Genomic DNA, 19,228 nt, shown 5'->3' on the forward strand with positions numbered 1-19,228 from the left:
ACACGATTTGAAAAGACCTAACATTTTGCTGATCATGAGCGATCAGCACCGCGCTGATTGCTTTGGATTCGAAGGGCGCCGGGTGCAAACGCCGCACCTTGATTTGCTGGCCCGGCAAGGCACGCGATTCACCCAATGCATCACGCCCAATGTGGTGTGCATGCCCTCAAGAAGCGCCATCTTGACCGGCATGCTGCCGCTGACCAGTGGGGTGCACGACAACGGCATCGATCTGGACGAGTCCATCGCGGCGGGAGGCTTTTCCGGTTCTCTGAGCAAAGCGGGCTACGACACGCGATTCATCGGCAAGGCGCATTTTTCGAGCAACCATTCCTACGCCAACCGTCCAACCGGACGCTGCGAGAACATTCCCAGTTCGCATATGTTTGCAGACAATTGGCAAGGCCCTTACATGGGCTTTGAACAGGTCGAGTTGATGCAATTGGGGCACAACTACTGGCTACCCGAGGCCAGCCCTGGTGGTTTGCAGTACGAGCGTTGGTACCACCGCGATGGCTTGGGTGCCATGAAGAACGCCCTGTACAACCAGCGCCTTGACCCGCAAACACAGGCTGCACAAACGCACAACAGCGCCCTGCCCACGGCTTGGCACAACAGCACTTGGGTGGGGGATCGCACGGTCGCCTACATCGCTGAGCAGGGGCGGCGCCAGCGTGAAGCCACCGATGCCCAAGCGACAGCACAGCCGTTTTGCGCGTGGGTGTCGATGGCAGACCCGCATCACCCTTTTGATGCACCTGCGCCCTGGTGTTGGATGCATCACCCAGAGGAGGTGGATCTGCCACCGCATCGGCTTCGAGATTTGGACAAACGCCCCTGGTGGCACAGAGCCGCACTGGAAAACACGCCCGGTGGCACGCCAGAAAGCCGCAAAGTGCGTGAGGAATACTCGCGCATGCCACCGCAAACCGACGCGCAGTTGCGAGAAATCATTGCCAATTACTACGGCATGATTTCTTTGGTGGACCACCAAGTGGGGCGGATCTTGTCTGCACTCGACGATGCTGGCTTGGCTGACAACACGCTCGTGGTGTTCACTTCTGACCACGGTGAATTTCTGGGTGATCATGGTCTCATGCTCAAAGGCCCGATGCATTACGAAGGCCTGCTGCGCGTCGGTTTGATCATGCGCGGACCTGGCATTGCTGCCCATCAGGAAAACAATCAACCCGTCTCCACGCTGGACTTGGCAGCGACCTTTGGCGACTATGCAGCCACACCTGTGGCCTCTGCCGTGCACAGCCAAAGCCTGCGTCCGCTGCTCACCGGTTTGGGGCCTGCAGAACGCGATCACGCCTACAACGAATGGCGCTTAGGTCCATCGCGTTGTGGTGTCGCCTTGGACTTGCGCACTGTGCGCACCCGCAGCGCCAAGCTGACGTTTGAATTGACCAGTGGGGTCGGTGAAATGTATGACCTGAACAACGACCCCCATGAGTGCGTCAATTTGTTTGACGATCCCAAGCACCGCGGCTTGCGTGAGGAGTTGATACAGCGGCTCATGAGCCGCCCGGACGATATTCGCAACCCACTGCCTGAACCCGTTGGGCCTGCTTAAGGGCCTTGGACGATGACCTTGAACACGTTGATTCTTTTGACCGACGAGCAAGAGGCACATGCCTTGGGCTGCGCTGGTCACCCTTTCGTCCAGACACCCCATCTGGACTCCCTGGCTGCCCGTGGCACGCGATTCACCCAAGCCCTCACACCCTCGCCCATCTGCGTCCCCGCACGGGCCGCGCTGGCCACAGGGCGCTGGGTGCATGACATCGCCTATTGGGATAACGCCATGGGCTATGACGGACGTGTGGCCGGTTGGGGGCATGCGCTGCAAGCTGCTGGCCACTGCGTCGAGTCGATGGGCAAATTGCACCATGTGCATGCCACTGCGCCCACCGGATTTTCCAAGCAGCACGACCCCTTGCATCTGGCCGATGGCATCGGGCAGGTCTGGGGCTCGGTGCGCAACCCATTGCCCAACACGCCGCGCCCATCGCGGCTGTTCACCGAACTCGGTTCTGGGCTGTCTAGCTACAACCAGTACGACATTTCCTCGGCTGAGCATGCAGCGCAGTGGCTGCATGACAAGGCCGTCGAAAAAGATGCTGCGCCATGGACCTTGTTCGTCGGTTTCGTCGCGCCACATTTCCCGCTCGTCGTGCCACAGCGCTACCTAGATCAAATCAACTTGGATGCCATTCCTGACCCTCGGCTACATCCGCGCAGCGGCTACCAGCGTCACCCTTGGGTGCAGCGGCATGCGGATTTTTCAAATGCAGACGATGAGTTGGGCACGCCTGAGCGCCGCCGCTTGGCTTTGGCTTGCTATTACGCGTTGACATGCTTCATTGACGAGCAAATCGGCAAAGTGCTGCACGCACTTGGACAAACTGGTTTGCAAGCATCCACCCGGGTGATCATGAGCAGCGATCATGGTGACAACCAAGGCGTGCGTGGGATGTGGAATAAATCGACGCTCTACCGAGAAGCCACCCATATTCCGTTGATCTTGGCTGGGCCAGGGATCCCGGAGGGGAAGGTCTGTGCCACCCAAGTTAACCTGATCGATATCGCCCCGACCGTGCTCGACAACGCGAAGCTGCCCGCAGACCCCACGCTGCCGGGCCGATCGCTGGTGGCGATCGCCAACGAAAAAGATGATCCAGGGCGCATCGGCTTCAGCGAGTACCACGCCGTGGGCTCGCCCAGCGCAGCTTATTTGGTGCGACAAGGTCAGTGGGCGTATCACCACTACGTGGGCTATGAATCAGAATTGTTTGACATGGCGGCCGATCCAGGTCAAAGCGTGAACCTTGCTGCGCACGAAGGCTATCGGGCGATTCGTGAACACATGGCATCGCTTCTGAACCAAATGCTCGACCCAGAGGCCACAGATCAGCGCGCCAAGTCCGATCAAGACGCACTCGTCGTCCGATTCGGCGGCCGGGAAGCGGCTTTGGGGAAAGGGCCAGCAGGAGCCAGCCCAGTGCCGACGCGCTGATGATGAAAGTAGTCGGCGAATGCTCACCCAGCCGCATCACCACCCGCTGCGGTTTGACAGAACATTGAAATAAATGACGATGAGCCAGCCCTGATGACTGTCATGCTTTCAAAGCCAAGTGGTCAGCATAGAATTTTTGATCACGCTCCCAGCCCATGGACGCGTACAAGGCCTGTGCAGGCAAGTTTTGCACGTTCGTGGTCAATGACAAACGCACAGCGCCCAGTTGGCGTGCATGGTCAGCAGCAGCTGTCAACAAGGCCTCGCCCACGCCCAGTCGCCTGGCCGTGGGTGCCACAAAGAGGTCGTTGAGCACAAACACCCGCGCCATCGACACCGAAGAAAAGCTCGGGTACAGCTGCGTGAAACCCACAGCTTGCCCTTGTGATTCCGCCAACAGCACCACCGATTGCCCATGCTCAAAGCGGGCTTGCAGAAAAGTCTTGGCCGCGGTTTCATCGCTGGCCTGTCCATAAAACTGGCGATAACCATCGAACAAGATCGCTACCGCATCCAGATCGGCCAACACAGCTTGGCGGATGGTGATTGAACTCATGGTTTCTCCTGGGGTGCTGGATGGACTTTGTAGGCCCTCATGGCCGAAGCGATTTGAGATGCCTCGGTGGTTTCGTCTGGGTAAAAGCGGTAACTCGGTGCCACGATGGGGGCCACCGATGTGACGCGAATGACCAGAACACTGTGGATGACAAAGCACTGCCCCACCATGGCCAGCAGCGGTGCAGCCCAAAAGGCAAATGCCGAATCAGCGGCAAGCACCTCATGCGCTGAGCCCTTGAGCTTGAAGCCCTTTTGCACGAACACATCGACAAAGCTCAGGCAAACCTGCGGCTGCTGGGCGATGTTGCGGGCCGACACAGGTGAGGCGATGTTCGCCACCACCACGTGCTGGTCGTCAAAGACAGCCCACACCTCTTTGGGCGAGACATTGGGCTGGCCCTTGGCATCCACCGTGGCCAGCCAGCACAGACCGCTGCGACGCGCAGCCTCTCGAAGAGACTCATTCAGCAATGGCATAAAAATCTCTCATACAGACCAGAATCACCGATTTGACGAGTATCCAAGTCCAGTCATTTGTGTGAGGCCATCCAATGCGCCACGATGGCATTGGCATGCCCGTGGCCCATACCGTGCTCGCTCTTGAGCCAAGCGACCAGCTCCATGTGCTTCATATCCTTGCACGATTGGAGCAAGGCCAACCAATGCGCGATGGGCTGACCGTACTTCTTCTCGATGGATGGAAAATACGATGCGGGACCTTTGGGTTTTTCTGGGGTGCTCATGAGGCGGATCTCCTTAGGACATTTTTCCGCATCACGACTTCAGCGCTTCGAGCGCCGCCGCTCTGGCATGAATGGACGTGGTATCAAACAGCGGGACCGGCGAGTCCTGCGCGTTGACCAAGAGCGAGATTTCTGTACAGCCAAGGATGATGGATTGAACACCCTGAGAGGCCAGGCCCTGCATCACCCTTGTGTATTCGGCCCGTGACTCGGCCCGGACGATGCCCAGGCACAGTTCTTCATAAATGATGCGGTGAACAATGTCCCGGCCTGCCATGTCTGGAACTTTGACCTGCAGGCCATGGTGATCGCGCAGCCGGTCTTTGTAAAAGGCTTGCTCCATGGTGAAGCGCGTGCCCAGCAGGCCCACCACGGTGTGTCCCGATTTTTTGATCTCAGCCGCTGTAGGGTCTGCAATGTGCAGCAGTGGGATGCTAACGGCCGCTTCGATGGGGTGCGCGACCCTGTGCATGGTGTTGGTGCACAAAACCAAAAAAGATGCGCCAGCGGCTTCCAATGAGCGCGCCGCATGGGCCAGGGCCAGGCCTGCGCTGTCCCAGTCGCCTTGGCGCTGGAGTTCTTCAATTTCGTGAAAGTCCACGCTGTACAAAATGAGCTGGGCAGAATGCAAACCGCCCAACTGTTGTTTGACCGTTTCGTTGATCACTCTGTAATAAGGCACGGTGGACTCCCAACTCATGCCACCGATCAGACCAATTGTTTTCACAGGGACTCCTTGGGTTGCGCATGACGGCTCACTTTCCAAACCAGCCGTCGGCTTAGGCCAATCATTAAAACTCAACGCCACAAGCCATCACTCAATCGAGCACGATTTTTCAGCAGGTCACGCCTCACGGGCAACCCACTGCGTCACCCCAAAGACCTGGGGGTGATGGAGATCGAAGCCTAGGCCGTGACGATCCAGCCCTCGAGCGGATCGCAGTCGGGCAAGCCGTATTGCGGATGCCCAGCCTCGTGCTGCTGCTGCGCCCAGGCCGCTTGCATCAGGCACAGGGTGGCGTCGAGCGCGTCGCCGCTGGCGTCATCGGCCAAACGCCCCAGCAGCGCGTTGCTGGCCACCAGGCGCAGGCCCAGACGGGTCTGGCCGCGCTCCAAGGCGCTCAGCAATTCGCGCCGGGCCAGCAGGCGCTCGGGGGTTTGTTTGGCTTTGTCGTCGCTTTTGTAGCTGGTGTTGCCCAGCACCTCGCGCGCCAGCAGGCCGGGGTAGGCTTCCAGCGCCACGCGGCGCACATCGCCAGCGCACAGGCCGGGCAGGTGCACACCCGCTTGGCGCAACAGCGGCACACCCGCGTGCAGCATGTAGGCCACAGGTGGGTTGACCCATTTCATGGAGGGGCTGGAGCCCGCGGGTTTGTCGGCAGCGCGGTGCGCAAACTTGCCACCCACCGGGCGGGCGTTGCAAAAGGCCGCAAACTGTTCGCGAATTTGGGGACGCTGGAGCCCGCAGTAATGGTCCATACAGGCCGCCCAGTCGGTGGACCAGCCCAGCGTCTCGACCAATTCACGCGGCAAACCAAAAGGCAAGTCAAAACCACCCACCCAGTCGGCGGGCTGCGCCAGCCAAGTGCCAAACGCAGTCAGGGTGTCAAAGGTCTGCAGGGCCTGCAGCTGCACGCGGCCCTGACGGGCTTGGCCCAGCGCCAGCACAATGGGTTTGCGTTGGCTGGGGCTGCTGGAGAAGTCGCAGCCAATCAGGTTCATGGTTCACATCGCGACGCAGGCGTCGCGCCTGCAAAGCTCAGGCACGGCCGATGATGGAGGCGGTGGCCATCAGCTCTTCGAGCAAGGCCAGCGAGACTTTGCCCGACACGTTGTAGGGGTCCAACTCGGCACGCTCAGAGTACTTGAGCAGGATGTTGGTGTTCACGCGTGAAGCATCGACCTGGCCCATGGTCCAACCGCCAAAACGGCGCTCCGAGATCTCCTCATAGTGCAACAACACAACCTCTTTATGGCGGACATCTTTTTGGATATGGCCATACAAATCACTGACGGCATTGCGACCACCTTCGATGGCTTGCAGAAAAATACCTCCACCGTAGCAAAGAATGCCCGTGATGCCGCTGCTCGGATTGAACTGGCGCGATTGGGCCAAAATCGAGTTGATGGTCTCAGGGCTCGAGTCCACCACTCGGCTGGCGTAAAGCAGGCGTACCAACATGGTTTATGTCCTTCCGGGAATCAGAGCCAAAAATTCGCGACGCAAGTTCGGGTCTTTGAGAAATGCACCCCGCATGACCGAGTTGATCATCTTGCTGTCCATGTCTTTCACACCCCGCCAGCCCATGCAGTAGTGGCTCGCTTCCATCACGATGGCCAAACCGTCTGGCTGGGTTTTGCGCTGGATCAGATCCGCCAGTTGCACCACGGCTTCTTCTTGGATCTGGGGCCGACCCATGATCCATTCGGCCAAACGGGCATATTTGGACAAGCCAATCACGTTGGTGTGCTCGTTGGGCAGCACCCCTATCCAAATTTTGCCGATGACAGGGCAAAAATGGTGACTGCAAGCACTGCGCACGGTAATAGGACCGACGATCATCAGCTCATTGAGGTGCTCGGCATTGGGGAACTCGGTGATCTCGGGGCCGACGATATAGCGCCCCTTGAAGACTTCTTTCAAGTACATCTTGGCCACGCGGCGGGCGGTATCGCCCGTGTTGTGGTCGTTGACGGTGTCGATCACCAGGCTGTCGAGCACACCCGACATTTTCTCGGTCACTTCGTCAAGCAACTTGTCGAGCTCGCCAGGCTCGATGAACTCGGCAATGTTGTCGTTGGCGTGAAAACGCTTGCGCGACGCATGGATGCGCTCGCGGATCTTCACCGATACAGGTACGCCGTCATCTTCGGGCGTGGCAGCAGAAGCAGTCATGGCGTCTGGGGTTTGATTAATGTGGGCTTCATCCTACCAGCGATTGGCGGCGCCAACGGGCCAATCGCCTAACGCCCATGTCTGACGAGGGGGAACCCCCGATCAGTATCGGTTGCCCGTTAAAAACAAGGCCAAACGCATCAGCGCGAACGCCACCCGGTCACGCCACCTCAAGTGCCACGGACTTTGCGTGAAGGTTTGCACCCCTACAGGTTGACTTTGCTGCTCGATCGCCAAGACCAAGCGCTGGTGCAATTGCTGCGCAAAGGCTTTATCGGCCACCACCACATTGGCCTCGCGTGCCAGCAGCAAGCTCAGTGGGTCCAAATTGGAAGAACCCACGGTCGCCCAAGGCCGCTCGTGGTCCGGGTCCATCACGGCCACTTTGGCATGCAAAAAACTGGCCACGTATTCATGGATCTCGATGCCTGCTGCCAACAAAGCACCGTAAACGGGCCGGGCTGCATGGTATTGCATGAAGTACTCGTAACGCCCTTGCAGCAACAAACGCACACGCACCCCCCGTTGGGCTGCATGGATCAAAGCTTGTCGCACGCGACGGCCTGGCAAGAAATAGGCGTTGGCGATCACGATTTCATGCCTGGCCGCGCCGATGGCCTTGAGGTAGGCGCGTTCAATTTGGCCACGGTTCAGCACGTTATCGCGCAGCAACAGGCCGGCCTTGACCCGCACCAGCGTTGGCGCGCTCAAGCCCCCCGCTTGCTTCCAGGGCCAATGAACGCCCGCAGCACGAAACGACTTCAGGGCTTCTGGAAATTGCTGTTGTTTGGCCTGCGTAACGCCTTGAATGCGCCACCACAATTGCGTCATCGTCTCTTGCATGTGTTGGACCAGCACTCCCCTTGCGGAAACTGCAAAGTCCAAGCGAGGCTGAGCCAATGTGCCGTGATGCGGGTCATACCAGTCATCCAGAATATTGATGCCACCACAAAAAGCCAACTCACCATCGATCACGCACAGCTTGCGGTGCAAGCGCCGCCAACGACTGGGAATCAGCAGACCCAGGGTGCCCAATGGCGAATACACCCGCCAAGCCACACCCGCCCGAGAAAACCGTGTTTGCCATTCTGGCGGCAACCGAGGTGTTCCCACGCCGTCCACCACGACACAAACGCGCACACCCCTGCCCGCTGCGCGCTCCAAAGCCTGCGCCACCAGGACCGCAGCACCATGGAAGTCAAAAATATAGGTCTCTAGCTGCACGTGGCTGTGGGCTTGGTCGAGCGCAGAGACCAAGGCATCAAAGTAGGCTTGCCCCCCTTCAATCAAACGGATGTGATGACCATCATGCAAGGGCAGGCCATGTCGCATGTTCAATCCAACCAGGCGAATTCAGCCACCAAGGGCAGATGGTCAGACATGCGCTGCCAAATTCGTCCGGTGGGCACCATGGCATGCACGGGCTTGAAACCACGGGCATAGATGTGGTCCAACTGGTTCAACGGCAAACGCGAGGGAAAGGTGGGCGTGGCTTGTTCACGCCATTCTCGAAAGCCCGCCTGCGCCATGCGTCGCCCCAAACCGGTGCCCCAGTCATTGAAGTCGCCGGCGACCAAAACAGGGGCTGATGCTGGAATGGTTTGTTCGATGAACGCCAGCAACTGAAGCACTTGGCGTACACGACTGGCAGGCACCAGCCCCAAATGCACCACGATCACATGCACCAGTCTGTCCACCACCTCTACCGTGCTGTGGAGCAACCCGCGTTGTTCAAAACGGTGGTCCGAGATGTCTTGCTGTTGGTGCGACAACACGGGCCAGCGCGACAACATGGCGTTGCCGTGCTCGCCGTGACGGGTGACGGCATTGGTACGGTAAACCGCTTCATAACCTTCAGGGGCCAAATAGTCCGCTTGAGGCAGGCTGGGCCAATGCGCAAAATGCAGTTCTTCGCGGCGATGCATTCGGCGAACCTCTTGCAAGCAAATGATGTCCGCATCAAGTTGTTCCACCGCATGACCCAAATTGTGGATTTCCAATCGCCGCGTGGGCCCGATGCCTTGCACACCCTTGTGGATGTTGTAGGTGGCAACGCGCAAAACAGGATGTTCGTGTCGTTGGGGCATGGTCAGCCAACGGGTGTCAAGAAACGCGGCAGCATCAAAATCGCCTCGGCATTCGACGGTGAAAAACACTGATCAGCCGCCGCCTGCCAAGGCTGCCATTGCCATGCGGTGTGCTCGGATGGGCTCAGCGTGATGGGCATCTTCTGTGGCACGCGCAAGCCGAACACCCGTTCGGTGTTGCGACTGACTTCGGGGGCGTAACGCCATCGCCAAGCAGGGTAAATGTCGTATTGATTTTCCAATTGCCAATCATGCAACCAGCAGTCAGGGTGGTGGGCATCAATGCCCGTTTCTTCCAGCACCTCACGAATGGCAGTTTCTGCCCAAGTCTCAGCCGGATGGTCCTTGCTGCCCGTGACCGACTGCCATGTGCCCGCATCGGCGCGGCGAATCAGCAACACCTCTTGCGCAGGGGTGTGGATGACCACCAGCACCGATTCGGGGATTTTGTAAACCGCAGGGACAGACATGGTTGGGAATCCTTCGTGGCACGCATACCACTTCGGTTCATTGTAGTCAGCACCCTGAGGACAGCGAAGTGGGCCGCTCTGAGCTGATAGCATGGTTGCCATGTTGATTTCGTCCCCATTTCCCCAGGCAGACATCCGTCCGCCTTTGATGCAAGTCCAAGGGCTCTGCGGCGGTCCCGGCGACCTTTGTCTTTTCAAAGACTTGGAGATGAGCATTCCGCCAGGCGTATCGGCTTTGCTGGGTGATGAAGGCTCAGGGAAAACCACGCTTTTGCGTTTGCTCTCAGGCGACTTGCCGATGCAATCCGGTCAAATCGGCGTTCTCGGTGTGGGTCTACCTTCGCCTGCCTTGCTACAAGGTGACGTTTTTTGGATGGACTTGCGGTTGCCTGAGCACGATGAGAACACCCCAGGGCAATGCTGGTCTGCGTTGGCGCGCTTGTGGCCTGATTGGTCTGAAGATGCCCAACAATCTGGCTGCGAGGCTTTGCAACTCACGCCCCATCTGGACAAGCGCCTGAACATGCTGTCGACCGGCAGCCGACGCAAAGTCGGCTTGGTCGCAGCGCTGGCTTCTGGGGCCACGGTCACTTTGCTGGACCAACCCTTCGTCTCCCTCGACCAGGCCTCGATTCGGGTGTTGCAAGCGATGTTGAACGACACCTACCGAGATGCACAGCGCGCCTGCCTGATCGCCGACTACGAGCCACCCATGCACATGCCATTGGCGGCTGTGTTTCAACTGTGAAGCCCATCGCCTGGTTTGGAATGTCACCCGGCTTCTTGCATGCACGCCATTGGGCACTGCTTGTGTTTTGCGCTGGAGCGCTGGCATGGTCGCACGGCCTGGCCCTGAGCCAGACCTCAAGGGTCTCAACGCCAACGCCGCCGGCCACAGAGCGTTGCTTGGTCCCCGCCGCACAAAGGCATGGCGTCAACCCCAAAATACTCAGGGCGATCTTGCAGGTCGAATCGGGCATGCGTGCCCATGTGGTGAACCACAACCCCAACGGTACGGTGGATGTGGGCATGGCACAAATCAACTCTGTTCACTTTCCAGAATTGGCCCAATGGGGCATTACCCCAGCCCAACTCATGGACCCCTGCGTGGCCACCCACGTGGCAGCTTGGCATCTCAAGCGCAGTTTGCTGCGCCATGGCAACACATGGTTTGGCGTCGCGGCCTACCACTCCACCACACCCGAACACAATTTACGCTACCAAGAATTGGTGAGACGTGAAATGGCGCGCCGTGCTTCTTTGCGCTGACGAGCCCGCCAATCTCGCCCAGGACCAAGGCGCTGGGACCCCATCCGTGCCACAAGAGCGTTTTTTTTTGACCGTTTGAATCACTTGAAAAATATAAGAAGCATCAATTTCACCGCTTTTTCACGCTATGCCCCATAATGCGTTGGTGTACGTCATAAAAAACGGCACAAGTCAGGTGATCGGTCAGTTTCGCGCGCTACGGCGGCAGTTTTCAGTTTGTTGTGCTTTCGGGACCCCATCGCTTTGTTTTTTTGTATTTCTGAGGAGTCCTCCATGGGCAATAAACTTTACGTCGGCAACTTGCCGTACACCGTTCGCGACGAAGACCTGCAACAGGCATTCGGCGAATTCGGCGCCATCACCAGCGCCAAAGTCATGATGGAACGCGACACAGGTCGTTCTAAAGGTTTCGGCTTTGTCGAAATGGGCAGCGATGCCGAAGCACAAGCTGCTATTGCTGGCATGAATGGCCAGTCTTTGGGTGGCCGCAGCATCACTGTGAATGAAGCCCGTCCGATGGAAGCTCGTCCTCCCCGTACCGGCGGCTTCGGCGGTGGTGGCGGTTACGGCGGTGGCGGACGCTCCGGTGGCGGCGGCTACGGCGGCGGTGACCGCTCCGGTGGCGGCGGCTACGGCGGCGGTGGCGATCGCTCCGGCGGTGGCGGCTACGGCGGCGGCGGTCGCGGCGGCTACTAAGCCCTGCAAACCCTGCAAACGGCAGCCATGCCGTTGCCGAATTTCTGGTCCAGCTTCATGCTGCTCACAGACATCAAAGGCTTCAAGACTTCGGTTTTGAAGCTTTTTTTGTGGGCCTGTCTCAACGACCAACGCCTCGATGCGTAGGCCCCAACTTCCGCTTAGGGACGAGGTTGGCCGCCTGATCTGCAGCCCCAACGCCAACGCCACCCGAAGGTGGCGTTGGCGTTGGGAGCATGTCTGGGTCGATCAGGCTGTCTTGGCCGCATCCAGATTGCGCAAACGGATGTGCAGTTCACGCAATTGCTTCTCGTCCACAGGGCTTGGCGCTTGCGTGAGCAAACACTGTGCGCGCTGCGTTTTGGGGAAGGCGATCACATCTCGGATGGATTCCGCGCCGGTCATCAAGGTGACGATGCGGTCCAAACCGAAAGCCAAACCGCCGTGTGGCGGCGCACCGTATTGCAGCGCGTCCAGCAAGAAGCCGAATTTGAGCTGCGCTTCTTCGGGGGTGATCTTCAAGGCGTCAAATACTTTTTGCTGCACGTCGGCGCGGTGGATACGGACGGAGCCACCGCCCATTTCCCAACCGTTCAAGACCATGTCATAGCCCTTGGAGATGCACTTCTCAGGGGCGGTGACCATCCAATCTTCGTGGCCATCTTTGGGGGCGGTGAAAGGGTGGTGCACAGCGGTGTAACGCTGGCTCTCGTCGTCGTATTCGAACATGGGGAAGTCCACCACCCACATCGGGGCCCAGCGGTCTTCAAACAGGCCATTGGCTTTGCCAAAAGCACTGTGACCAATTTTGATGCGCAACGCACCGATGGCGTCGTTGACGATTTTTTCCTTGTCAGCACCGAAGAAAATCAAGTCACCGTTTTGTGCACCCGAGCGCTCAAGCACCGCCTTCAAGGCCGCATCGTGGATGTTCTTGACAATGGGCGACTGCAAACCGTCACGGCCTTTGGACAAGTCATTGACTCGGATGTACGCCAAACCTTTGGCACCATAGATCTTGACGAACTCGGTATACGCATCAATCTCGCCTCGGCTGATGCCGCCGCCTTCGACCGAGCCACCTGGCACGCGCAGGGCCACCACGCGGCCACCTTTCATGTTGGCTGCGCCAGAGAAAACCTTGAAGTCCACGTCACCCATCACATCGGTCACTTCGGTGAACTGCAGTTTCACACGCAAATCGGGCTTGTCGGAGCCGTAGGTGTGCATCGCATCTTGGTACGTCATGACTGGAAATTCGCCCAAGTCCACGCCAATGGTCTTCTGGAATACGCGCTTGATCATGCCCTGGAACATGTCGCGGATTTCTTCTTCGGTCAGGAACGATGTTTCGATATCGATCTGGGTAAATTCAGGCTGACGATCCGCTCGCAAGTCTTCATCTCGGAAGCACTTGGTGATCTGGTAGTAACGGTCATAGCCCGCCACCATCAAAAGCTGCTTGAACAGCTGGGGCGACTGTGGCAACGCAAAGAACTGACCGTCGTGCACGCGGCTAGGGACCAGGTAATCGCGCGCGCCTTCGGGTGTGCTCTTGGTGAGCATGGGGGTTTCGATGTCTACAAAACCGTTTTCATCCAGGTACTTGCGCACCTCCATGGCCACTTTGTAGCGCAGCATCAAGTTGTTTTGCATGTACGGACGACGCAAGTCGAGCACACGGTGCGTCAGACGGGTGGTCTCCGACAAATTTTCTTCATCAATCTGAAAAGGAGGGGTGACAGAGGCATTGAGCACGATCAGTTCATGACACAGCACTTCGATCTTGCCGCTTTTCATGTTGTCGTTGGTGGTGCCTTCAGGGCGGGCACGCACCACACCTTTGATCTGAACACAGAACTCGTTGCGCACCTCTTCGGCGACTTTGAACATGTCAGGACGATCCGGGTCGCACACCACTTGAACGTAGCCCTCACGATCGCGCAAGTCAATGAAAATCACGCCGCCGTGGTCACGGCGACGGTTGACCCAGCCGCACAGGCTCACAGATTCACCCGTCAGGGCTTCGGTCACCAGACCGCAGTAGTGGGAACGCATGGACATGATTTACTTTCAGAATTCGCAGAAACAGGATTCAAAACAAGCCAGACCGATCAAGACGTAGCGCTGCCGGTCTTTGGCGCAGGGGCAGGTGCGCCGGGCACCACCACACCCATGGAGATGATGTACTTCAAGGCATCGTCAACGCTCATGTCCAGTTCGATCACATCGGCCTTGGGCATCATCAGGAAAAAACCTGAAGTCGGGTTGGGCGTGGTCGGCACATACACACTGACCAAAGGCTGATCGAAATGGCTGGCCACTTCACCGCTGGGTGTTCCGGTTAAAAAAGCGATCGTCCAAGAGCCTTGGCGCGGATACTGCACCAGCAAAGCCTTGGAAAAAGCGTTTCCACTGCCAGAAAACAAAGTATCGGCCACTTGACGGACACTGGTGTAAATGCTGCGCACGACAGGGATGCGGTTCATCAAGCCATGCCACTTGCGCAGCCACCACTGGCCAAACATATTGGCCACAAAAACCCCGGTGGCGAAAATGACCACGGCCACCAAGGCCACACCCAGGCCAGGCACCCCCCGCAGGTACTCGGCACTGGCATGCACACCGGGAATCAAGGTGTCGGCCGCGTGCAATACCGCCAAAAAGATGGCGTCCAACAAACCCACCAACCACATGAGCACCCAAACGGTGATCCCCATGGGCAGCCACACCAACAAACCAGTGATGAAATACTGTTTAAAACTGCGGTGTTTCATGGGTTGTGCAATCGGTGGGGTCTGGCACAAATGTGCTCAATGGCAGGCGCAAGAAGCTGCGCAGCCACCCGCGCTTGAAGAAGTGCTTGCTGTGCTCGACGCAGCAGGTGCCGACGTCTCAGTAGGGGCAGATGGAGCTGCAGTAGACACCGCATCGGCCGCTGTGGCGGAGGCGGCTGGCACAGCAGCGGCACCGCCGCCTTTGAAATCGGTGGCATACCAGCCCGTGCCCTTGAGCTGAAAGCCTGGGGCTGTGAGCTGTTTATTGAACTGAGGTGCCGCACAGACCGGGCAATCGGTCAAGGGCTCATCGCTCATCTTTTGCAGAACATCCTTGGCATGACCGCAGGCGTCGCATTTGTAGGCGTAAATGGGCATTAGACGGTTCTCGGTAATATTTTTCCAACCCTAAATTGTAAGTCGAACACCGTCACTCCCTCTGCGACCTGCTTGAAACATTTCATCTCGAACCTCCAAGGAGGGAATTCACCCAGTACCCTCCCGTGAAGTCCCTTCTTTTACAATCTGTAAAAAATCGATTTGGCGCACACCAAGTCCCATCTTTCATTCCAGTACCTGATGGAGTTTTTGACCATGAACAAACGCTTTTTACTGACCGCTTTGTGTGCATTGACCTTGGTGGCGTGCGGCAAAAAAGAAGAAGCGCCTGCAGCACCCGTCAGTGCAGCGGCCCCGGTCAACACCGAAGAGAAGGTGTTGAATATTTACAACTGGCCCGACTACATCACCCAAGACATGGTGGCCAATTTCGAAAAAGAAACGGGCATCAAGGTCAACTACCAAACCTTTGAGAACAATGAAGCCCTGCAAGCCAAGCTGATCGCTGGCAACTCGGGTTACGACCTGGTGGTGCCCGGTGCGGTTTTTGCAAAGTCCCAAATTGAAGCCGGTTTGCTGCGCCCCCTGGACAAGGCCCAAATCCCCAATTTGGCCAATTTGGACCCCGCCATCATGGCCAAGCTCGACAAGGTCGATCCAGGCAACGCCCACCTGATCCCATGGGCTTGGAGTTTCACCACCGTTGGCATCAACAAAGCCAAAGTGAGCAAAGCACTGGGCAACACCCCCATGCCCGAAAACGCCTGGGACCTGGTCTTCAACCCCACCTACACCAGCAAACTCAAGTCCTGCGGCATTGCTTACCTCGATTCGCCCACCGAAATCATGCCGCCAGCCCTGCATTACATCGGCAAAGACGCCTACTCGGCCGACGCAGCTGACCACAAGGCCGCTGGCGAAATGCTGAGCAAGGTGCGCAAAGACATCCGCCTGTTCTCCAGCACCATGATCGACGATCTGGCCGGTGGCAAAGCCTGCGTGGCCTTGGGCTGGGCGGGTGACATCAACATCGCCAGCTCCCGCGCCTTAGAAAACAAGAGCGGCCAAGAGATTGAAGCCTTGTTGCCTAAAACCGGTGGCCTGCTGTTCTTTGACAACCTGGCCGTTCCCAAGGATGCCAAACACCCCAACAACGCCATGGTTTTCATCAATTACTTCCTCAAGCCGGAAGTGTCTGCTTCGCTGACCAATGAATTGAGCTATGCGACCGCCAACAAGGCCAGCGTGGCACAGGTCACCCCCGAAGTGGCCAACAACAAGGCTGTTTTCTTGGATGCTGCGGCACTGCAAGTGGCGGTTTCACCCTCCAGCCTGTCCAACGCCACACGCGAATCCATGACCTCTGTCTACACCGCCTTCAAAAAAGGCAAATGACAACGCGCCCCACACCGCGTGATTGAAATCAGGCTGTGCACAGGACATGTGCACAGCCTTTTTCTTGAGTTCAGAAAGACGACATGACGCCCCCTGCACCCTCCGAAAAAGCCGGATTTCTCCAGATTCATCACTTGGTCAAGCAATTTGACAGCGTGACAGCGGTCGATGATGTGTCGCTGAGCATTGGCAAAGGTGAAATCTTCGCCTTGCTGGGCAGTTCCGGTTGCGGCAAGTCAACCTTGCTGCGGATGTTGGCGGGGTTTGAGACGCCCTCTGCGGGCCAGATTTTTTTGGGTGGACAGGACATCAGCCAGCTGCCGCCGTATGAACGCCCCATCAACATGATGTTCCAGTCGTATGCGCTGTTCCCCCACCTGTCTGTTTGGGAAAACATCGCCTTTGGCCTGCGTCGCATGGGCATGGCCAAAGACAACATCGGCGAGCGTGTGCAGGCCATGCTGGATCTGGTGCAATTGCAGAAATTTGCCAACCGCAAACCCCATCAGCTGTCGGGTGGCCAACAACAACGTGTGGCCTTGGCCCGCAGCCTGGCGCGCAAACCGCAGTTGCTGTTGCTGGACGAACCCCTTGGGGCCTTGGACAAAAAACTGCGCGAGCAAACACAGTTCGAGCTGGTCCACATCATTGAATCGATTGGCGTGACGTGTGTGATGGTGACCCATGACCAAGAAGAAGCCATGACCATGGCTTCGCGCATTGCGGTGATGAGCCATGGCCGCATCCTCCAGCTGGGCAGCCCGACCGAAGTTTATGAAGCCCCCAGCTGCCGGTTTGTGGCGGATTTCATTGGCAACGTGAACCTGTTCGATGGCCTCCTGTCGCGCACCGAAGCGAGTCAATCGGAACTCAGCACGCCTCAAGGCCGTTTCATGCTCGGCCATGGCACCTCGCACCCCTTGGGCATGGCGCTGTCGCTGGCTGTGCGACCCGAAAAAATTCAGGTGGACAAACGCGCTCCCGTGACCGGAGCGCCCGAGTCTGCCAACGTGGTCTCGGGCGTGGTGCGCGAAATCGCCTACATGGGCAGCTACAGCACCTATGTCGTGCAACTGCCCGATCAAAGCGTGATCAAGGTCACCCAGACCAACCGCAGTCGCAACCACGAAGGCGATATCGTTTGGGGCGACACGGTGTATTGCTCTTGGGGCACCCAAGCCGGGGTGTTGTTGTCGTCATGATCCATTTGCTGTCTCAAGTGGTGGAACGCTTACGCCTCGGGCGGCGCTCGGTACTGGGCATTCCCTTTATCTGGTTGTGCGTGTTCTTTGCGGTGCCTTTTTTGATCCTGCTGCGCCTAAGCGTGACCGACATGGGTGATCAGCTCAACCCGTTTGCCAGTTTGCTGTCACACACCGAAACCGGTGGTTGGCAATTGAACCTGAAGTTGAGCCATTACATCAGCCTGGTGGTGGATGACAGCGGTCAATTTGGGCAGACGCTTTACACCGAGTCGTATCTTTTGTCGCTCAAATACGCTTTTTGGACCACGTTGTTTTGCCTGTTCTTGGGCTACCCCTTTGCCTACTTTCTGGCCAGGTCTTCGGCCAACATTCGCCCTGTTTTGCTGTTGATGGTGATGCTGCCCTTTTGGACCTCGTTTTTGCTGCGCGTGTATGCCTGGAAAGGCATCTTGGCCGACCAAGGCGTCGTCAACAAGGCCCTGCTGGCCTTGGGTCTGATCACTGAGCCCGTGCAAATGCTCTACACCGATATTTCCATGCTGGTGGGCATGACCTATGTTTATCTGCCTTTCATGGTGTTGCCACTCTATGCCACGCTGGTCAAACTGGACACGCGCTTGCTTGAAGCGGCGTATGACTTGGGCTGCAGCCCGTGGAAGGCGTTTTGGCTGGTCACCGTGCCGCTCAGCCGTGCTGGCATCGTGGCGGGCTCGATGCTGGTGTTCATCCCCTGTTTGGGTGAATTCGTGATTCCCTCACTATTGGGCGGTGCAGAGAACGTGATGATCGGCCGTGTGGTTTGGGATGAAATGTTCAGCAGCAACAACTGGCCTCGTGCCTCGGCGCTGGCCATCATGATGATCTTAGGGGTCATCATCCCGCTGGCTTGGTACAACGCCCGGGTCTCACGCCAAGCTCAGGAGGAGCGAGCATGATGCGCCGCATCCAAACCCACATTGGCAAAGTGTGGATGACCTGCATTTATGCTTTTCTTTACGCTCCTTTGGCGTTTTTGGTGGTTTTTTCTTTCAACAGCACCCGCCAAGACAGCCATTTCACGGGTTTTTCTTGGCGCTGGTACGAAGCCTTGGCACGCGACTCGCGGCTGCTCGAAGGCTTTTGGCTTTCACTGAAGGTGGCGCTGATCAGCGCTTCTTTTTCGGTGGTGCTGGCCACCTTGGCCGCCTATGCGCTGGTGCGATACACCCGCTTCAAAGGGCGCAGCCTGTTCAGTGCCATGCTCAATGCACCGTTGGTGATGCCCGAGGTGATCATCGGCCTGTCCTTGTTGCTGCTGTCGGTGGGTACGCAGCGTGTTTTTGGCTGGCCAGAACGCGGCATGACCACCATTGTGCTGGGCCATGCGCTCTTGGGCATGGCTTATGCCACCGTGGTGATCCAGTCCCGTTTGAAAGAAATGGACCGATCCATCGAAGAAGCTGCCATGGACTTGGGTTGCAAACCCAGCCAAGTATTTTTTTTGGTGACCTTGCCCAATATTTCGCAAGCGCTGCTCGCGGCTTGGCTGCTGACCTTCACTTTGTCATTTGACGATGTGGTCGTCTCGGAATTCCTGTCAGGCCCAGGCGTGACCACCTTGCCACAGGTCATCTTCAGCTATGCCCGACGAGGGGTCAACCCGTCCATTTATGCGGCGGCCAGCTTGCTCATGCTGGTGGTGACCTTGGCCGTGATCGCCTTTGGCATTTATACCGCTCGGCAGGCACGCAAACCCAACGGCCCAGGCGGCGTCTGACCCCAGCACAAAGCC

General features: G+C 57.8%; 22 protein-coding genes. 9 read left to right on the forward strand and 13 right to left on the reverse strand.

Annotated elements, in window-relative coordinates; translation table 11 throughout:
• Positions 1 to 7 precede the first annotated feature (7 nt).
• Together ACHEXK_RS11585 and ACHEXK_RS11590 are read left to right on the forward strand one after the other, a co-directional pair.
• Positions 8 to 1,579: a sulfatase-like hydrolase/transferase gene (locus ACHEXK_RS11585; RefSeq protein ID WP_416546328.1), complete on the forward strand. Its 1,572-nt coding sequence runs from the start codon at positions 8 to 10 to the stop codon at positions 1,577 to 1,579.
• An 18-nt stretch (positions 1,580 to 1,597) separates the two neighbouring features.
• Complete coding sequence (locus ACHEXK_RS11590) at positions 1,598 to 3,022, forward strand: sulfatase-like hydrolase/transferase (protein ID WP_416546330.1); 1,425 nt, start codon at positions 1,598 to 1,600, stop codon at positions 3,020 to 3,022.
• A gap of 100 nt (positions 3,023 to 3,122) precedes the next feature.
• On the opposite strand, the gene ACHEXK_RS11595 is transcribed toward ACHEXK_RS11590, so the two are convergent.
• The 10 genes from ACHEXK_RS11595 to nudB form a co-directional block, all read right to left on the reverse strand.
• Positions 3,123 to 3,578, reverse strand: a complete 456-nt coding sequence (locus ACHEXK_RS11595) for a GNAT family N-acetyltransferase (RefSeq protein ID WP_416546332.1) — start codon at positions 3,576 to 3,578, stop codon at positions 3,123 to 3,125.
• Positions 3,575 to 4,057, reverse strand: a complete 483-nt coding sequence (locus ACHEXK_RS11600; RefSeq protein ID WP_416546334.1) for a pyridoxamine 5'-phosphate oxidase family protein — start codon at positions 4,055 to 4,057, stop codon at positions 3,575 to 3,577. The genes ACHEXK_RS11595 and ACHEXK_RS11600 overlap by 4 nt, the downstream gene beginning before the upstream one ends.
• A 53-nt stretch (positions 4,058 to 4,110) precedes the next feature.
• Positions 4,111 to 4,323 (reverse strand): DUF4287 domain-containing protein, encoded by a 213-nt coding sequence (locus ACHEXK_RS11605; RefSeq protein WP_416546336.1) that lies wholly within the window; start codon positions 4,321 to 4,323, stop codon positions 4,111 to 4,113.
• Positions 4,324 to 4,354: 31 nt separating this feature from the next.
• Positions 4,355 to 5,050, reverse strand: coding sequence for an aspartate/glutamate racemase family protein (locus ACHEXK_RS11610; protein WP_416546338.1), 696 nt, complete (start codon positions 5,048 to 5,050; stop codon positions 4,355 to 4,357).
• Positions 5,051 to 5,229: 179 nt separating this feature from the next.
• Positions 5,230 to 6,045: a DUF429 domain-containing protein gene (locus tag ACHEXK_RS11615; RefSeq protein WP_416546340.1), complete on the reverse strand. Its 816-nt coding sequence runs from the start codon at positions 6,043 to 6,045 to the stop codon at positions 5,230 to 5,232.
• 37 nt (positions 6,046 to 6,082) lie between these two features.
• Positions 6,083 to 6,505 (reverse strand): BLUF domain-containing protein, encoded by a 423-nt coding sequence (locus ACHEXK_RS11620; RefSeq protein ID WP_416546342.1) that lies wholly within the window; start codon positions 6,503 to 6,505, stop codon positions 6,083 to 6,085.
• A gap of 3 nt (positions 6,506 to 6,508) precedes the next feature.
• Positions 6,509 to 7,219, reverse strand: a complete 711-nt coding sequence (folE, locus tag ACHEXK_RS11625; RefSeq protein WP_416546344.1) for a GTP cyclohydrolase I — start codon at positions 7,217 to 7,219, stop codon at positions 6,509 to 6,511.
• 102 nt (positions 7,220 to 7,321) lie between these two features.
• Entirely contained in the window at positions 7,322 to 8,551 is a 1,230-nt protein-coding gene (clsB, locus tag ACHEXK_RS11630; protein WP_416546346.1) for a cardiolipin synthase ClsB, read from the reverse strand.
• A gap of 2 nt (positions 8,552 to 8,553) precedes the next feature.
• On the reverse strand, positions 8,554 to 9,306 hold the full coding sequence (locus tag ACHEXK_RS11635) for an endonuclease/exonuclease/phosphatase family protein (protein WP_416546348.1): 753 nt from the start codon (positions 9,304 to 9,306) through the stop codon (positions 8,554 to 8,556).
• A gap of 2 nt (positions 9,307 to 9,308) precedes the next feature.
• Positions 9,309 to 9,776, reverse strand: a complete 468-nt coding sequence (gene nudB / locus ACHEXK_RS11640) for a dihydroneopterin triphosphate diphosphatase (RefSeq protein ID WP_416546350.1) — start codon at positions 9,774 to 9,776, stop codon at positions 9,309 to 9,311.
• Between the two features lie 208 nt (positions 9,777 to 9,984).
• On the opposite strand from nudB, the gene ACHEXK_RS11645 reads away from it, so the two are divergent.
• From ACHEXK_RS11645 to ACHEXK_RS11655, 3 genes are all read left to right on the forward strand, one after another.
• Positions 9,985 to 10,524, forward strand: coding sequence for an ABC transporter ATP-binding protein (locus tag ACHEXK_RS11645; protein ID WP_416546352.1), 540 nt, complete (start codon positions 9,985 to 9,987; stop codon positions 10,522 to 10,524).
• On the forward strand, positions 10,521 to 11,045 hold the full coding sequence (locus ACHEXK_RS11650) for a lytic transglycosylase domain-containing protein (RefSeq protein ID WP_416546354.1): 525 nt from the start codon (positions 10,521 to 10,523) through the stop codon (positions 11,043 to 11,045). Before ACHEXK_RS11645 ends, ACHEXK_RS11650 begins: the two co-directional genes overlap by 4 nt.
• Positions 11,046 to 11,318: 273 nt before the next feature.
• The gene (locus tag ACHEXK_RS11655) at positions 11,319 to 11,741 is read left to right on the forward strand and encodes an RNA recognition motif domain-containing protein (RefSeq protein WP_100119240.1); all 423 of its coding nucleotides are present in this window, start codon (positions 11,319 to 11,321) and stop codon (positions 11,739 to 11,741) included.
• A gap of 249 nt (positions 11,742 to 11,990) precedes the next feature.
• Here ACHEXK_RS11655 and aspS read toward each other — a convergent pair whose 3' ends face one another.
• Genes aspS through ACHEXK_RS11670 form a run of 3 tightly spaced genes read right to left on the reverse strand, consistent with a single transcriptional unit; the run spans position 11,991 to position 14,896 of the window.
• Entirely contained in the window at positions 11,991 to 13,805 is a 1,815-nt protein-coding gene (aspS, locus tag ACHEXK_RS11660) for an aspartate--tRNA ligase (protein WP_416546357.1), read from the reverse strand.
• Between the two features lie 50 nt (positions 13,806 to 13,855).
• Complete coding sequence (locus ACHEXK_RS11665; RefSeq protein ID WP_416546359.1) at positions 13,856 to 14,518, reverse strand: DUF502 domain-containing protein; 663 nt, start codon at positions 14,516 to 14,518, stop codon at positions 13,856 to 13,858.
• Positions 14,519 to 14,554: 36 nt separating this feature from the next.
• Positions 14,555 to 14,896 carry an FmdB family zinc ribbon protein gene (locus ACHEXK_RS11670; protein ID WP_416546361.1) on the reverse strand — a complete coding sequence of 114 codons (342 nt, stop codon included), beginning with the start codon at positions 14,894 to 14,896 and terminating at the stop codon, positions 14,555 to 14,557.
• 216 nt (positions 14,897 to 15,112) lie between these two features.
• On the opposite strand from ACHEXK_RS11670, the gene ACHEXK_RS11675 reads away from it, so the two are divergent.
• The 4 genes from ACHEXK_RS11675 (at position 15,113) to ACHEXK_RS11690 (ending at position 19,213) form a co-directional block, all read left to right on the forward strand.
• On the forward strand, positions 15,113 to 16,252 hold the full coding sequence (locus tag ACHEXK_RS11675; protein ID WP_416546363.1) for an extracellular solute-binding protein: 1,140 nt from the start codon (positions 15,113 to 15,115) through the stop codon (positions 16,250 to 16,252).
• Positions 16,253 to 16,335: 83 nt separating this feature from the next.
• The gene (locus tag ACHEXK_RS11680) at positions 16,336 to 17,454 is read left to right on the forward strand and encodes an ABC transporter ATP-binding protein (RefSeq protein ID WP_416546365.1); all 1,119 of its coding nucleotides are present in this window, start codon (positions 16,336 to 16,338) and stop codon (positions 17,452 to 17,454) included.
• Positions 17,451 to 18,392 (forward strand): ABC transporter permease, encoded by a 942-nt coding sequence (locus tag ACHEXK_RS11685; protein WP_416546367.1) that lies wholly within the window; start codon positions 17,451 to 17,453, stop codon positions 18,390 to 18,392. Before ACHEXK_RS11680 ends, ACHEXK_RS11685 begins: the two co-directional genes overlap by 4 nt.
• Positions 18,389 to 19,213, forward strand: a complete 825-nt coding sequence (locus ACHEXK_RS11690) for an ABC transporter permease (protein WP_416546369.1) — start codon at positions 18,389 to 18,391, stop codon at positions 19,211 to 19,213. The genes ACHEXK_RS11685 and ACHEXK_RS11690 overlap by 4 nt, the downstream gene beginning before the upstream one ends.
• Positions 19,214 to 19,228 lie beyond the last annotated feature (15 nt).

The organism is Limnohabitans sp. DCL3 (assembly GCF_048019295.1).
Classification (GTDB): Bacteria; Pseudomonadota; Gammaproteobacteria; order Burkholderiales; family Burkholderiaceae_C; genus Limnohabitans_A.

Excerpts from the sequence above, each read along its gene's own strand:
- ACHEXK_RS11595 (WP_416546332.1), bottom strand. The coding sequence starts at position 3,578 with ATGAGTTCAATCACCATCCGCCAAGCTGTGTTGGCCGATCTGGATGCG.
- ACHEXK_RS11600 (WP_416546334.1), bottom strand. The coding sequence starts at position 4,057 with ATGCCATTGCTGAATGAGTCTCTTCGAGAGGCTGCGCGTCGCAGCGGT.
- ACHEXK_RS11605 (WP_416546336.1), bottom strand. The coding sequence starts at position 4,323 with ATGAGCACCCCAGAAAAACCCAAAGGTCCCGCATCGTATTTTCCATCC.
- ACHEXK_RS11615 (WP_416546340.1), bottom strand. The coding sequence starts at position 6,045 with ATGAACCTGATTGGCTGCGACTTCTCCAGCAGCCCCAGCCAACGCAAA.
- ACHEXK_RS11620 (WP_416546342.1), bottom strand. The coding sequence starts at position 6,505 with ATGTTGGTACGCCTGCTTTACGCCAGCCGAGTGGTGGACTCGAGCCCT.
- folE (WP_416546344.1), bottom strand. The coding sequence starts at position 7,219 with ATGACTGCTTCTGCTGCCACGCCCGAAGATGACGGCGTACCTGTATCG.
- clsB (WP_416546346.1), bottom strand. The coding sequence starts at position 8,551 with ATGCGACATGGCCTGCCCTTGCATGATGGTCATCACATCCGTTTGATT.
- ACHEXK_RS11635 (WP_416546348.1), bottom strand. The coding sequence starts at position 9,306 with ATGCCCCAACGACACGAACATCCTGTTTTGCGCGTTGCCACCTACAAC.
- nudB (WP_416546350.1), bottom strand. The coding sequence starts at position 9,776 with ATGTCTGTCCCTGCGGTTTACAAAATCCCCGAATCGGTGCTGGTGGTC.
- ACHEXK_RS11645 (WP_416546352.1), top strand. The coding sequence starts at position 9,985 with ATGAGCATTCCGCCAGGCGTATCGGCTTTGCTGGGTGATGAAGGCTCA.
- ACHEXK_RS11655 (WP_100119240.1), top strand. The coding sequence starts at position 11,319 with ATGGGCAATAAACTTTACGTCGGCAACTTGCCGTACACCGTTCGCGAC.
- aspS (WP_416546357.1), bottom strand. The coding sequence starts at position 13,805 with ATGTCCATGCGTTCCCACTACTGCGGTCTGGTGACCGAAGCCCTGACG.
- ACHEXK_RS11665 (WP_416546359.1), bottom strand. The coding sequence starts at position 14,518 with ATGAAACACCGCAGTTTTAAACAGTATTTCATCACTGGTTTGTTGGTG.
- ACHEXK_RS11670 (WP_416546361.1), bottom strand. The coding sequence starts at position 14,896 with ATGCCCATTTACGCCTACAAATGCGACGCCTGCGGTCATGCCAAGGAT.
- ACHEXK_RS11675 (WP_416546363.1), top strand. The coding sequence starts at position 15,113 with ATGAACAAACGCTTTTTACTGACCGCTTTGTGTGCATTGACCTTGGTG.
- ACHEXK_RS11680 (WP_416546365.1), top strand. The coding sequence starts at position 16,336 with ATGACGCCCCCTGCACCCTCCGAAAAAGCCGGATTTCTCCAGATTCAT.
- ACHEXK_RS11685 (WP_416546367.1), top strand. The coding sequence starts at position 17,451 with ATGATCCATTTGCTGTCTCAAGTGGTGGAACGCTTACGCCTCGGGCGG.
- ACHEXK_RS11690 (WP_416546369.1), top strand. The coding sequence starts at position 18,389 with ATGATGCGCCGCATCCAAACCCACATTGGCAAAGTGTGGATGACCTGC.